16 protein-coding genes are annotated in these 12253 nt (G+C 36.5%); 8 read left to right on the forward strand and 8 right to left on the reverse strand.

Features of this window, described 5'->3' with window-relative positions; translation table 11 throughout:
- Positions 1 to 3: 3 nt before the first annotated feature.
- Complete coding sequence (locus tag B4F31_RS15310; protein ID WP_075325268.1) at positions 4 to 357, forward strand: arsenate reductase family protein; 354 nt, start codon at positions 4 to 6, stop codon at positions 355 to 357.
- On the forward strand, positions 350 to 1249 hold the full coding sequence (locus tag B4F31_RS15315) for a DMT family transporter (RefSeq protein ID WP_286761699.1): 900 nt from the start codon (positions 350 to 352) through the stop codon (positions 1247 to 1249). The genes B4F31_RS15310 and B4F31_RS15315 overlap by 8 nt, the downstream gene beginning before the upstream one ends.
- 3 nt (positions 1250 to 1252) lie before the next feature.
- Here the strand turns inward: B4F31_RS15315 and B4F31_RS15320 are convergent, their stop codons facing one another.
- Both B4F31_RS15320 and B4F31_RS15325 read right to left on the reverse strand, forming a co-directional pair.
- Positions 1253 to 1810, reverse strand: a complete 558-nt coding sequence (locus B4F31_RS15320) for a hypothetical protein (RefSeq protein WP_093304638.1) — start codon at positions 1808 to 1810, stop codon at positions 1253 to 1255.
- 144 nt (positions 1811 to 1954) lie between these two features.
- Positions 1955 to 2479 (reverse strand): acyl-CoA thioesterase, encoded by a 525-nt coding sequence (locus B4F31_RS15325; RefSeq protein ID WP_093304640.1) that lies wholly within the window; start codon positions 2477 to 2479, stop codon positions 1955 to 1957.
- A 55-nt stretch (positions 2480 to 2534) separates the two neighbouring features.
- On the opposite strand from B4F31_RS15325, the gene B4F31_RS15330 reads away from it, so the two are divergent.
- The 4 genes from B4F31_RS15330 (at position 2535) to nadD (ending at position 5612) form a co-directional block, all read left to right on the forward strand.
- The gene (locus B4F31_RS15330; protein ID WP_075325272.1) at positions 2535 to 3521 is read left to right on the forward strand and encodes a YheT family hydrolase; all 987 of its coding nucleotides are present in this window, start codon (positions 2535 to 2537) and stop codon (positions 3519 to 3521) included.
- Between the two features lie 62 nt (positions 3522 to 3583).
- Positions 3584 to 4441, forward strand: a complete 858-nt coding sequence (locus tag B4F31_RS15335) for a YicC/YloC family endoribonuclease (RefSeq protein WP_075325273.1) — start codon at positions 3584 to 3586, stop codon at positions 4439 to 4441.
- Complete coding sequence (gene gmk / locus B4F31_RS15340; protein WP_075325274.1) at positions 4442 to 5035, forward strand: guanylate kinase; 594 nt, start codon at positions 4442 to 4444, stop codon at positions 5033 to 5035.
- Positions 5028 to 5612, forward strand: a complete 585-nt coding sequence (gene nadD, locus B4F31_RS15345; protein ID WP_075325275.1) for a nicotinate (nicotinamide) nucleotide adenylyltransferase — start codon at positions 5028 to 5030, stop codon at positions 5610 to 5612. The genes gmk and nadD overlap by 8 nt, the downstream gene beginning before the upstream one ends.
- A gap of 157 nt (positions 5613 to 5769) precedes the next feature.
- On the opposite strand, the gene lysM is transcribed toward nadD, so the two are convergent.
- Positions 5770 to 6273: a peptidoglycan-binding protein LysM gene (gene lysM, locus B4F31_RS15350; protein WP_075325276.1), complete on the reverse strand. Its 504-nt coding sequence runs from the start codon at positions 6271 to 6273 to the stop codon at positions 5770 to 5772.
- Positions 6274 to 6645: 372 nt separating this feature from the next.
- Here lysM and B4F31_RS15355 point away from each other — a divergent pair, with 372 nt between their 5' ends.
- Complete coding sequence (locus B4F31_RS15355) at positions 6646 to 7641, forward strand: NAD(P)H-dependent glycerol-3-phosphate dehydrogenase (RefSeq protein ID WP_093304647.1); 996 nt, start codon at positions 6646 to 6648, stop codon at positions 7639 to 7641.
- Here B4F31_RS15355 and B4F31_RS15360 read toward each other — a convergent pair whose 3' ends face one another.
- From B4F31_RS15360 to B4F31_RS15375, 4 genes are all read right to left on the reverse strand, one after another.
- Positions 7642 to 8037 (reverse strand): hypothetical protein, encoded by a 396-nt coding sequence (locus B4F31_RS15360; RefSeq protein WP_093304649.1) that lies wholly within the window; start codon positions 8035 to 8037, stop codon positions 7642 to 7644.
- Positions 8037 to 8204, reverse strand: coding sequence for a hypothetical protein (locus B4F31_RS15365; protein ID WP_156858127.1), 168 nt, complete (start codon positions 8202 to 8204; stop codon positions 8037 to 8039). Before B4F31_RS15365 ends, B4F31_RS15360 begins: the two co-directional genes overlap by 1 nt.
- 41 nt (positions 8205 to 8245) lie before the next feature.
- Positions 8246 to 9265, reverse strand: a complete 1020-nt coding sequence (pheS, locus tag B4F31_RS15370; protein WP_286761700.1) for a phenylalanine--tRNA ligase subunit alpha — start codon at positions 9263 to 9265, stop codon at positions 8246 to 8248.
- Between the two features lie 66 nt (positions 9266 to 9331).
- Positions 9332 to 9688, reverse strand: a complete 357-nt coding sequence (locus tag B4F31_RS15375) for a hypothetical protein (RefSeq protein ID WP_075325280.1) — start codon at positions 9686 to 9688, stop codon at positions 9332 to 9334.
- A 202-nt stretch (positions 9689 to 9890) separates the two neighbouring features.
- Between B4F31_RS15375 and B4F31_RS15380 the strand changes: the two genes are divergently transcribed.
- Positions 9891 to 10436: a CvpA family protein gene (locus tag B4F31_RS15380; RefSeq protein ID WP_075325281.1), complete on the forward strand. Its 546-nt coding sequence runs from the start codon at positions 9891 to 9893 to the stop codon at positions 10434 to 10436.
- 130 nt (positions 10437 to 10566) lie between these two features.
- Here B4F31_RS15380 and B4F31_RS15385 read toward each other — a convergent pair whose 3' ends face one another.
- On the reverse strand, positions 10567 to 12126 hold the full coding sequence (locus tag B4F31_RS15385) for a SulP family inorganic anion transporter (protein WP_286761701.1): 1560 nt from the start codon (positions 12124 to 12126) through the stop codon (positions 10567 to 10569).
- Between the last annotated feature and the right edge of the window lie 127 nt (positions 12127 to 12253).

The following is a 12253-nucleotide window of genomic DNA, read 5'->3' on the forward strand; positions in this document are numbered from 1 at the left end:
GCTATGAAAAAAGTATATCATCTCTCTACCTGCAACACCTGCCAAAAGATTTTAAAAGAACTGGAATTGCCAGGTTCTTTTGAGCTTCAGGATATAAAAGAAGAAGAAATTACTGAAAAACAACTAGAAGAAATGAAAGCGCTCGCCGGTAGTTACGAAGCTTTATTTAGCCGCAGGGCAAGACTTTATCGCGAAAGAGAGCTTAAGGAAAAGGAACTTTCTGAAACCGATTATAAAGAACTAATTTTAGATCATTATACTTTCCTGAAAAGACCGGTAATTATTAATAATGAGGAAATTTTTATAGGAAATTCTAAGAAAACCGTCGCGGCGGCCAAAGCAGCGGTTCATGGATAACAAACGTATTCTGGCCATCTTTGCGGCCATTGGCGCAAGTACGATCTACGGACTTAACCATACGATTGCTAAAGGCGTAATGCCTACTTATATTGAACCCTTCGGATTTATTTTTTTACGGGTTTTCGGCGCTGCTGTTCTATTTTGGGTAATTAGTTTCCTGGGGCCAAAAGAAAAAATTGCAACTTCAGACTGGCCAAGAATTTTAGGTTGTGCCGTTTTTGGAATGGTAATTAATATGCTATTCTTCTTTAAAGGATTAAGCCTTTCAACACCTATAAATAGTTCGGTTATTGTCACGCTTTCGCCGGTTATGGTGTTAATCCTGGCTTCAATTCTCATCAGGGAACGCATTACCTTATTAAAAACCCTGGGAATAATCGTTGGTTTGGCCGGTGCCCTGGTTTTGGTTCTTTTTAGCGCTGAAAGTGCCGGAAATGCACCTAACATTCCTATGGGGAACGTACTATTTATTGTAAACGCTTTTAGCTACGGACTTTATTTAATTCTGGTAAAACCCCTAACCGCAAAATATCACGCGTTTACCTTAATGAAATGGCTATTTTTAATTGGGGTAATCATCAATTTCCCTATAACCATTGGTGAATTTACCGATGTAAATTGGACAAGTTTACCTTTTGATGCGATTTGGAAAATGGCTTTTGTAGTAGCAGGAACCACCTTTTCTACCTATTTGCTGAATATTTATGCACTAAAACAACTTTCGGCTTCAACCATAAGCGTGTTTATCTATATGCAACCGCTTATTGCAATTACCTATGCAATTTTAACCGGCGCAGATGAGCTGAATATGGTAAAAGTAGTGGCAGCAATTCTGGTTTTTGTAGGAGTGTATATGGTTACCAAGAAGAAAACCGAAATAAGAGCTTAGGTTTTAATCTGCCAGTTTTTCCGCAAGTTTTTTTAAGTAATTCTTATTTTTCTTAACGGAAGAAAGGGAAGCGGTATAAGTATTTACCTTACCTACGTCTGGAAAACTCAATTTCCCTTTGGCCATAGAATTTGCAAGTAATATTTGTAAATAATTATAAATGAGTATAATTTGCTGAAGTATATCGGTTCTTTTTGTTGTAAAACCCAGTTTTTCAGCTGTTCTTTTATTTAAAATATAGCTGGTACCTTCCAGAGTGATTTCAGCGGCTTCCTTTTCGGTATAAGATTCAGTAAGATTCACCAGTCCTAAAATATACTGCCTTAAAATATATCTTATGCGTTGCTTCGCTTTCCAGTTTCTATCAATCACGTAGTAATAATCAAATAAAGTCCCGCCGTGAATAATAATTCTACCATTTTTCTCTTTTTCAGTAATAAAAAGTGGAGAATGATAAATCAATTTTCCCTGCTTCTTTCCCTGGGGTGTATCTATAAACGGCGCCAAAACCGATAGGATTAGCGGAGCTACAAATAATGGCAAATAATACCATTCCAGCATTAGTGCAATAATTACAAATCCAAGAAATATCAAAAAAGCAAGCCCGGAAAATCTAAGGATTTCCCGGGTTTGTTCTTTTTGTGGTTTTATATAAAATTGATGTTTTTCGATGCGGGAATTTAAGCAATTTCGCTGAAGAAGGGTTTAAAAACCTAACTTTTCCGGATCTAAATGTTGAGGCCGTTTTCCAAATCTCCTGGTATCTTCTTTAGTTAAAATTTTAAAATCATCGGTGTGGCTTAAACTGTCTAAATTATCTCGCAGGGCTTTAGGCAATTTGGTAAGTTTTCTTTCCTTTAAATCTATCCACGCACCCATCATTTCACAGCTGGCAAAATTTCGACCTTTTTCATCATAAAAATTATGTAGGAATTCAAAGTACATGCCATCTTCAGCAAGGCCTTTTAACTGTAAAGTCACTTTTATGGGTTTTCCCGCAAAAACTTCTTTAAAATAATAAATGTGCTCGTAAAAAACCACCGGACCAATATTATTCTTCGCCAAATCCTTTTGTCCAAACCCGTTTTCCATTAAAAAAGCCATCCGGGTGTGGCTCATAAAATTCACATAAGCCGTATTGGCCAAATGCCTGTTTGCATCTATATCACTCCAGCGTATTTCAAATTCTTTGGTGTACATTCTCTCTATTTTTTTAATAAAATTAAGCATAAATATTATGCACGCATAATTATTTTAAAAATTTACATCCTTACCTTAGCGCCATATGCCTATAATAAACACTAAATATAAATCTCCTGGTATTTTTAAAAATGCCCATGTTTCAAGTATTTATGCCGCTACTTTACGAAAAGTAAGTTTTAGTTTTGGCAGAAAAGATCGCATTGAATTAAGCGATGGAGATTTCCTGGATTTGGAGCGTAGTTTTTATTCTGCTGAAAATGATAAAATAATCATTTTATTACACGGCCTCGCCGGACACGCCAATCGCCCTTATATGTTGGGAATGGCAAAGTATTTTCAGGAAAACGGCTGGGATATAGCTTCCATGAATTTTAGAAGTTGTAGTGGAGAAATAAACCGACTATACCGCAGCTACCACGCGGGTGCTACTGAAGACCTTGAAGCGGTGATAAATCATCTTCAGCAAGAACAAAAGTATAAAGAAATCGGCCTGGTGGGGTTTAGTTTGGGTGGCAATTTAATGTTGAAATATTTGGGAGAACGAAATGAGATTCCTTCAGAAATTAAATCAGCAGTCGCGATTTCTACCCCTTGTGATTTAGGTGCTTCCCTGGAAGAACTTAATAAAACGCATAATTTTTTATATTCAAAACGCTTTATTAAAAATCTAAAAAAAGAACTCCAGCTTAGGCAAATCCATTTTCCTTCGGAAATTAGTAAAGAAGAGATCACACAATGTAATTCACTACTCGCCATAGATGAACTTTATACCAGTAGAGCGCACGGCTTTAAAGATGCTTCAGATTATTATAAAAAATGCAGCTGTATAGGTTTTCTACCTTATATTAAAGTTCCCACACTTTTGCTTAATGCACAAAATGATACTTTTCTTTCGCCAAATTCCTATCCCATAGAAGTGGCAAAAAATTCTGAATTTCTTCATTTAGAAATTCCAAAACACGGGGGACACGTAGGGTTTTTTCAGCATAAAAAAATATATTATCACGAACAGCGGGCCTTAGAATTTATAACTTCAAGCAAGTCAATAATTTCAGAATCTTCAAAATAGGCTTTGGCCGGCTTTGCGCTGCTACAGAATTGATTATCTTTGCGCAAGCTTAAAAATCACGCATGATTCAGTCAATGACAGGTTTTGGGAAAAGCATAACGCAACTCCCATCAAAAAAAGTAACCGTTGAAATCAAGTCGCTAAACAGCAAAAACCTTGACGTAAACGCCCGAATCCCTTCGCAATACCGCGAAAAAGAACTTCAACTAAGAAATACAATTTCTAAATCGCTTACCCGCGGAAAAGTGGATTTTTCCCTTTTTGTAGAGGTAACCGGCGAGGAAACTACCGCTTCTGTAAACCGGGGAGTAGTGAGAAACTATATGCAACAATTAAAAAGTATTGTTGATGGCGATAAAACCGAATTGCTAAAAATGGCAGTAAGAATGCCTGATGCAGTGACTACCGAGCGCGAAGAAATTGATGAATCTGAATTTAAAGCAATTGAAGCCGCGGTGATTGAAGCCCTGGAAGAAATCAACCAATTTAGAACAGATGAAGGGGAAGCTTTAGAGAAAGACCTTAAACTTCGTGTAAATAACATTGAAGCATTACTGCAGGAAGTTCTAAGAATTGACCCAGAAAGGGTTGAGGCGGTAAAGGAACGTCTTAGAAAAGGAGTGGCAGATCTTAAAGAGAATGTAGACGAAAACCGTTTTGAACAGGAATTGGTGTACTACATTGAAAAATTCGACATTACCGAAGAAAAAGTGAGGCTGGAAAACCATCTTGCCTATTTTAACGAAAGCATAAATTCACAGGATTCAAACGGGAGAAAACTCGGTTTTATTTCTCAGGAAATGGGCCGGGAGATCAATACAATAGGTAGTAAATCTAACTATGCCCCAATGCAACAGTTGGTGGTGCAAATGAAAGATGAGCTGGAAAAAATTAAAGAACAACTTTTAAACGTACTCTAAATGAGCGATGGTAAACTTATCGTATTCTCGGCGCCTTCAGGATCGGGAAAAACCACGATAGTCCAACATTTATTAAAGCACAAAGAATTGGATCTGGAGTTTTCTATCTCTGCCACATCTCGTGAGCCAAGAGGTGAAGAAAAAGACGGGCAGCATTATTATTTCCTTTCTTTAGAGGACTTTAAAAGGAAGATAAAAAACGACGAATTCCTGGAATGGGAAGAAGTTTACCGCGATAATTTCTACGGAACTTTAAAAAGCGAAGTAGAACGCATCTGGTCTCACGGAAAAAACGTGATTTTTGATATTGATGTTGTAGGCGGACTGGATATTAAAAATATCTATCCGGATAAAACCCTGGCGGTTTTTGTAAAACCACCAAGTATTGAAGAATTAAAGATTCGGTTGAAAAAGCGAAAAACGGAAAGTGACGATAAAATAAATATGCGAGTTGCAAAAGCTTCCATTGAGCTGGCAACCGCACCACAATTCGATTTTATTATTGAAAATCATCATTTAGATACCGCACTTCAGGAAGCTTACGATCTTGTGGCAACTTATGTAGGCGTAAAAAATTCGGCTAAAAATGAATAGGAAAGTCGGTTTGTTTTTTGGGACTTTCAATCCAGTTCATATCGGACACCTTATTATTGCCAATCATATGGCTGAATTTTCAGATTTAGATGAAGTTTGGCTGGTGGTTACTCCTCATAATCCGCATAAAAAGAAAAGTACTTTACTTGAAAATCATCACCGGCTGGAGATGGTATACAAAGCCTGCGAAGGTTTTGAACATTTAAAACCTTCTAATATAGAGTTTGGTTTACCGCAACCCAACTATACAAGTACTACGCTGGCACATCTTCAGGAAAAATATCCTACAAACGAATTTTGCCCGATTATGGGGGAGGATAACCTGAAAACCTTCCACAAGTGGAAGAATTACGAGGTGATTTTGGAAAATCATCAAATATATGTTTACCCAAGAATTTCAGGCAGAAAGGTGGAAAATGAGTTTAAAGATCATCCAAAAATAACCCGCGTAATGGCTCCCGTGATAGAAATTTCTTCAACTTTTATTAGAAAAGCGGTAAAGGAAGGAAAGTTTATAAAGCCCATGTTGCCTGATGCGGTTTGGGATTATATTAAACTGATGAATTTTTATAAGTAGTCGGAATTAAAAAAAAACAAAAGACTGTTTAAAAATCTTATGTTAGCTGTTCTGGTTAGCTGATTGAACCTACTTTTTTCATTGTGGAACTACAAGCTATAGGACGTCGTCTGCCCTCAATGTAACAACCTCAAAAACTTTAAACAGTCTTTAATCTTTATTTCTTATCCAGGCGCGGAATTCGTAAAACCTGCCCCGGAAATATTTTATCGGGATCTTTAAGCATTGGTTTATTGGCTTCAAAAATCACCGTATATTTATTTGCATCCCCATAATGCTCTTTGGCTATTTTGCTTAAATTCTCACCTCTTTCAACCGTATGAAAACCAGATTCAGGTTCTTCTTTCTTCACGGCCAACCTATCATCTACCTTCGCAATTCCGCCAGAATTGCCAATAACAAGCACTATCTTTTCACGAACAGACTGCGAATCTGCCAGTCCGTAAACTATAGCTGTACTATCTTCAATATTAATTACAGGATTTTCTACTTTTAAATCCAGGCTCTTTATAGTATTTAAGAGCTTATCTGCCGCTTTTGCATTCTCTTTTCGTATAATCTCTTTCTTCGCTTCAGAAATTTCTATGTTTTCTTCTTCCTGTTCTTTTTCTTTTCCGAAGATTTTTTCCCCGGCATCTTTTATAAATGAAAATATTCCCATATCCTTGATTACTAAGTTAGTGAAAGAAAAGTACAAAAGGAAATTTGTAATCGTCTTACTCTTAGTCCTAAATTTTTGTTAGATTTTTCAATTCTCAAACAAAAACCGCAAACCACAATAGATATTGCGAGTTTGCGGTTTTCAACTAAATAACCAACCAAAAAACTAAGAAATCCATTTTCTTTAAAAAAGAACCTCATCGTCTATAAGAGAACGCAAAAACTTGTGTAGAATTGTAAATTGGTAAAATTTATAGATGTTAAAGTTTAGTCTTGATTTCTTTGATTATTCATTAATATTTTGCTTTATAACCGCAGTCTTTTTAGATATACTTAGAAAATTGCTTATTTTTGAATTACAATAAAACAACCTATGGATAAGTCTCCAAAGTTTGCCGTAATTGGCGGCGGTAGCTGGGCTACTGCAATAGTAAAAATGCTAAGCGAAAATGTAGATACTATTTATTGGTATATGCGCAGCACCTACGCTATTGAGCATATTAAAAGACAGGAACATAACCCAAATTACCTTAGCTCGGTTGAATTTGATAACGACCAGTTAGAACTAAGCAATGATATTAATAAAACTATTGCGGCCGCAGATTATCTAATTTTTGCCATTCCTTCGGCCTTTTTAAAGCGCGAATTAGACGCGCTAACGGTTTCTTTGGAAGACAAGATAATCTTTTCGGCTATTAAAGGAATTGTGCCCGAGAGTAGCCTTATTGTGGGCGAACATTTTGAAGAATTTCACCACGTTCCCGCCGATAATATTGGAGTAATTACCGGGCCTTGCCACGCCGAAGAGGTTGCCCTGGAGAGGCTTTCTTATCTTACCATTGCCTGTACCGATGAAGAGAAAGCTAAAATCGTGGCTAAAAACCTGGACAGTGAATACATTAAATGCAAAATAAGCGATGATGTAACCGGAACCGAATATGCTGCAATGCTGAAGAATATTTATGCCATTGCAGCCGGAATTGCCCACGGATTAGGGTATGGAGATAATTTCCAGAGTGTTTTAATGAGTAACGCCATAAAAGAAATGAAACGCTTTATTAAAAAAGTACATAAGATGAAGCGAAATATAAACGATTCAGCTTATTTAGGAGACCTTTTGGTTACAGGATACTCTGTATTTAGCCGAAACCGTATGTTCGGGAATATGATTGGAAAAGGCTACACGGTCAAAAGTGCACAGATGGAAATGAGTATGATTGCTGAAGGTTATTACGCTACCGAAAGTGCTTATAAAATAAATAAAGACAAAGGTGCAAAAACACCAATTATAAACGCAGTTTATGGCATTCTTTACGAAGGAAAAAATCCTAAAAAAGTGATTAAAAAACTGGCAGAAAAGCTGACTTAATTATTTGGCTAAAATTCCTTTGTTTGGGATAATTGGGAGTTCGCGCAAAGCTTTTTCGTTTACGCTGTTTTTCCTGAATACATATTTCTTCTCATACATTTTACCTTCAGAAAAGAAAGTCACCTGAAACTGATTATTCAGGGCAAGCACTTCATCCTGTATGAATTCGATTTTAGCGAAAGATTTCGCAGGTAAATGTTCCAGTTTATGGCGAATGGTAGAGGTCACTTTGTTTTCATCAAAACCCTTACTCACAATTAAAGCCATCTCGATAGCCTCATCTTTATCATTTATAAGATATGCATTCCACTCCTCTACCTTAAAAGCTTCGTTATAGACTTTCACCGCCGCTACATAAACTTTTTCAACCTTTGGTATATCAATATCTTTCTTCACTAATCTTCAATCTTATTTTTAGCCCATTTGAACAAGCCCCAAAGAATAAGTGCTGCAATAACTAATAAAATAGCTCCTAAAGCCAGTTCTATTATTTCTACAGCAACTAAAATAACAATTACCCCAAGGGCAAGAATCCCGAAAATTACTAAACCAATTTTTTTCATAAAAAAGATATTTTGCTTTAGCTTTCGGCCAAGGCAGGTTATTAAAACGACGATTTAAACTGCTCCAGGAATCTTAGGTCGTTTTCATAGAACATTCTAATATCGCCTATTTGATAAAGCAGCATTGCAATACGTTCTATTCCCATTCCAAAAGCAAATCCTGAATATTCTTTAGGATCTATACTACAATTTCTAAGTACATTGGGATCTACCATCCCGCAACCCATAATTTCTAACCAACCGGTTCCTTTAGTAATTCGGTAATCGGTTTCGGTTTCAAGGCCCCAGTAAATATCTACCTCGGCACTTGGCTCTGTAAACGGAAAATAAGAAGGTCTTAGCCTTATCTTAGATTTCCCGAATAATTGTTCTGTAAAATAAAGTAAAGTTTGCTTAAGATCGGCAAAACTTACATTTTTGTCTATATAAAGTCCTTCTACCTGGTGAAAAATACAATGGGAACGTGCCGAGATAGCCTCGTTTCTAAAAACCCTTCCCGGAGAAATTGTTCTAATTGGCGGCTTGTTATTTTCCATATAACGCACCTGCACCGAAGAAGTGTGGGTACGCAATAAAATATCGGGATTTGTTTGAATAAAAAAAGTATCCTGCATATCGCGAGCCGGATGATATTCGGGAAGATTTAAGGCCGTAAAATTATGCCAGTCATCTTCCATTTCGGGCCCTTCAGAAACATTAAAACCAATGTTTGAAAAGATCTCGATAATCTGGTTTTTTACGATAGAAATAGGATGTCTTGCTCCAATTTCAATAGGTTCTCCCGGTCTTGAAAGGTCGCCATAAACCCCGCTTTCCTCCTGTTTACTTTCCAGGAGTTCTTTAAGGTGCGCAACTTTGGCTTCAGAAGCTTTTTTAAGTGAATTTACGGCCTGGCCAAACTCTTTTTTCTGTTCGTTGGGAACTTCTTTAAACGAAGCGAAAAAATCGTTTAAAATTCCTTTTTTACCAAGATATTTAATTCTGAATGCTTCTACTTCTTTAGCCGATTCAGTTTTAAAAGCTTCTACTTCAGCTATATGTTGCTTTATTTTATCTATCATGAGATCCTTTTCTTTTCAGAAGGGCAAATTTAGTAAAAATGTAGTTTTAGGCAGCACGTGTCGCCCTTAATCTATGTATCCGTTATTGATAAAATAATTTACAATGGCCTCCTTCATTAAAACCGATTGTTCCCCGGCTTTTAAAGTAGGTAATTGCTCCAAGATCTTATAATGCGGCCATCCGTCTTCATCAAAATAATCAAATTCATAGTAACCGTAAGGTTCCAGCAAACGGCAAATAGCAATATGCATCAAATCTATTTTATGATCTTTCTTAAATTTCTTGTGTGGCTGACCTAATTCCTGAACGCCAATTACGTAAATTATCGCATCCAGATCCATTGATTCTCCATCGGCAAACTGATTAGAAAGCTTTTTTTGCAAACCTTCCCATCTCCCTTTCAAATTTTCGTCTCTTGTCATACCGCAAAGATAATATCTTAGTATTTGTATTTAGCCTCTCACAGGACTGATTTCTTTGAATTAATTTGCGGAAAGTTTGATAAAGGTATTTTTCTCGATACTCGCGATTTAAATACTCCGAAGCCTGCCTCTAAAATTAAATCTTGGTTCTATTGAATATCTCGTACGCTTGCTCCGAGGTAGTTTTTACTATATTTGAAATATGAACACAGTAGATATCGTCCTGGCTTTAATCCTGCTTTACGGACTCGTTAGAGGTTTTTTTAGAGGCCTGCTGGCCGAAATTGCTTCCCTGGTAGGTATTGTAGCCGGTATTTACGGTGCCATTCATTTTTCTCATATTTTAAGCGATTTCTTTTCTGAAAATATGAATTGGGATTCAGATTATGTTAACCTAATCGCCTTCGCTATTACATTTATTCTCATTGTTTTTCTAATTTCCCTTGCCGGGAAAATTTTAACCAAAATGGCCGGTTTTGCTGCCCTTGGCATTGTGAATAAATTACTCGGCGGTGCATTTGGGCTACTAAAAATGGCTTTTTTAGCCAGTGTGGTTATTATGTTTTTTGGCGCTACAAACGAAGAAATAGATTTGGTAAGTGAAGAAAGCCTGGAGGAATCTAAATTATATGCTCCTGTAAAAACCATAGCCCCGGCAGTACTCCCTTCAATTATAAGAGAAGCCAGAGAACGAGATATATTAAATGAAGAAAATGATTTCTTCAGGAATGAAAAAGAGGAAGTTTAAAAAGTTTTAGTTCGCCATCCTGAATTTTATTTCAGGATCTAAAATTTTAGAAGCTAATCCCGAAATTTCGGGAGAGCCTGACGAGAACTAAACTTCTCAAACTTCCTCTAAAAAATTCTATTCTATACTTTTAAACCGGAACGTCCAGTCCAAAAAATCTTCTAAAACTTTCAGGATTCACTACTTCACCTCTATCGGCAATAAGCTTAATAGTTATATCCTTTCGTTTTGCCTTAATAGCAAATTCATCTAAGATTTCAAGTACATCATAATCCAGTACACGGGTTTTTCTTACATCTAAAATTACCGTAGAATTATCTGGAATTTCATTTAACTCTCTTAGGATTGCACCTTTATTTAAGAAAGACAACTCTTCAGCAAGTGTGATTTTGTACTGGCCATCATTAACATCGTAACCTTCTTTGTGAAGAAAGTGAGAGTTTTTGTAGCTATTAATTAGAATAACTCCAATTCCTACTGCAAGTCCAAGTCCTATACCCATTAGCAAGTCCAAAAACACAACCCCAAGAATGGTAATAATAAATGGAAGAAATTGTCCCTTTCCTAATTTAAACATTTGCTTGAAAAGTGCCGGTTTAGCCAACTTATAACCCACCAGTAGAAGCACGGCGGCAAGTACGGCCAAAGGAATCATATTCAACACAGTTGGTATAGCGATAATAGAAAAAAGTATGAGGAAACCGTGTAAAATTGCAGAAAGTTTAGTTCTACCACCAGATTGTGCATTAGTAGAACTCCTTACAATTACCTGTGTAACTGGCAAACCTCCAATAAGACCAGAAATCATATTACCGGCACCTTGCGCATAAAGCTCACGGTTGGTATTTGTGGTTCTTTTTAATGGGTCTATTTTATCTATAGCCTCCACACTTAATAAAGTTTCTAAACTGGCAACAATAGCTATTGTTACGGCAACAATCCAAACTTCAGAATTAGTGATTTCAGCAAAATTAGGCATAGAAAATTGCCCAAAGAAAGAAGCTGCACTTTCTGGTACAGGTACACTTACTAATTGAAAATCCTGAATCCCAAAAGCAGGACCATCTACTACTAGATAGTAAACTACCCCCATAGCAACGGCTACCAGAGGTCCTGGAACAATACTGAATATTTTGCTCTTTTTAGTAAGAACTTTTTCCCATAATAGTAAAATTGCCAGGGCCACAAGAGTAATTAATATACTACCATAATGAAGGTTATCTGCTATGTTACCTAATGCAGAACCAATACCGCCATCTATAGAAAAAATTTCTAAATCACTGGAAAAGCCCAGAACGTTTGGAATTTGTGAAATAGCAATGGTAATACCTATACCCGCAAGCATACCCTTAATTACTGATGAAGGGAAATAATATCCAATAATACCAGCTTTTAAAGCTCCCATTACTATTTGAAGAATTCCGGCGATTACTACGGCAACCAGAAATATTTCGTAGCTCCCAAGCGATTGTATTGCTCCTAAAACAATAACCGCTAAACCTGCTGCAGGACCACTAACCCCTAATTGAGAATTTGAAATACTACCTACAACGATACCTCCAACCATACCGGCAATTAAACCGGAAAATAGTGGGGCTCCACTGGCAAGTGCAATTCCTAAACATAACGGAATCGCTACAAAAAATACTACAATACTTGCCGGGAAATCTTTATTAAAATGTTTAAACATATAAAACGCTTTATTAATTGAGACCTAAGCAAAATTTAGCCTAGTAATGTCTCTAAAATCTAATTTTTAGAAAAATGAATAGAATTTTTTATAACAATCTAGATACGAATGCTATAGCCACTGCAGA

The organism is Salegentibacter sp. UBA1130, from assembly GCF_002311535.1.
In the GTDB taxonomy this organism is placed as follows: Bacteria; Bacteroidota; Bacteroidia; order Flavobacteriales; family Flavobacteriaceae; genus Salegentibacter; species Salegentibacter agarivorans.

Coding starts and splice junctions, on each gene's coding strand:
- B4F31_RS15375 (WP_075325280.1), bottom strand. CDS start 9,688: ATGACAAGAGACGAAAATTTGAAAGGGAGATGGGAAGGTTTGCAAAAA.
- B4F31_RS15365 (WP_156858127.1), bottom strand. CDS start 8,204: ATGAAAAAAATTGGTTTAGTAATTTTCGGGATTCTTGCCCTTGGGGTA.
- lysM (WP_075325276.1), bottom strand. CDS start 6,273: ATGGGAATATTTTCATTTATAAAAGATGCCGGGGAAAAAATCTTCGGA.
- pheS (WP_286761700.1), bottom strand. CDS start 9,265: ATGATAGATAAAATAAAGCAACATATAGCTGAAGTAGAAGCTTTTAAA.
- B4F31_RS15315 (WP_286761699.1), top strand. CDS start 350: ATGGATAACAAACGTATTCTGGCCATCTTTGCGGCCATTGGCGCAAGT.
- nadD (WP_075325275.1), top strand. CDS start 5,028: ATGAATAGGAAAGTCGGTTTGTTTTTTGGGACTTTCAATCCAGTTCAT.
- B4F31_RS15325 (WP_093304640.1), bottom strand. CDS start 2,479: ATGCTTAATTTTATTAAAAAAATAGAGAGAATGTACACCAAAGAATTT.
- B4F31_RS15330 (WP_075325272.1), top strand. CDS start 2,535: ATGCCTATAATAAACACTAAATATAAATCTCCTGGTATTTTTAAAAAT.
- B4F31_RS15320 (WP_093304638.1), bottom strand. CDS start 1,810: ATGCTGGAATGGTATTATTTGCCATTATTTGTAGCTCCGCTAATCCTA.
- B4F31_RS15310 (WP_075325268.1), top strand. CDS start 4: ATGAAAAAAGTATATCATCTCTCTACCTGCAACACCTGCCAAAAGATT.
- gmk (WP_075325274.1), top strand. CDS start 4,442: ATGAGCGATGGTAAACTTATCGTATTCTCGGCGCCTTCAGGATCGGGA.
- B4F31_RS15335 (WP_075325273.1), top strand. CDS start 3,584: ATGATTCAGTCAATGACAGGTTTTGGGAAAAGCATAACGCAACTCCCA.
- B4F31_RS15385 (WP_286761701.1), bottom strand. CDS start 12,126: ATGTTTAAACATTTTAATAAAGATTTCCCGGCAAGTATTGTAGTATTT.
- B4F31_RS15380 (WP_075325281.1), top strand. CDS start 9,891: ATGAACACAGTAGATATCGTCCTGGCTTTAATCCTGCTTTACGGACTC.
- B4F31_RS15355 (WP_093304647.1), top strand. CDS start 6,646: ATGGATAAGTCTCCAAAGTTTGCCGTAATTGGCGGCGGTAGCTGGGCT.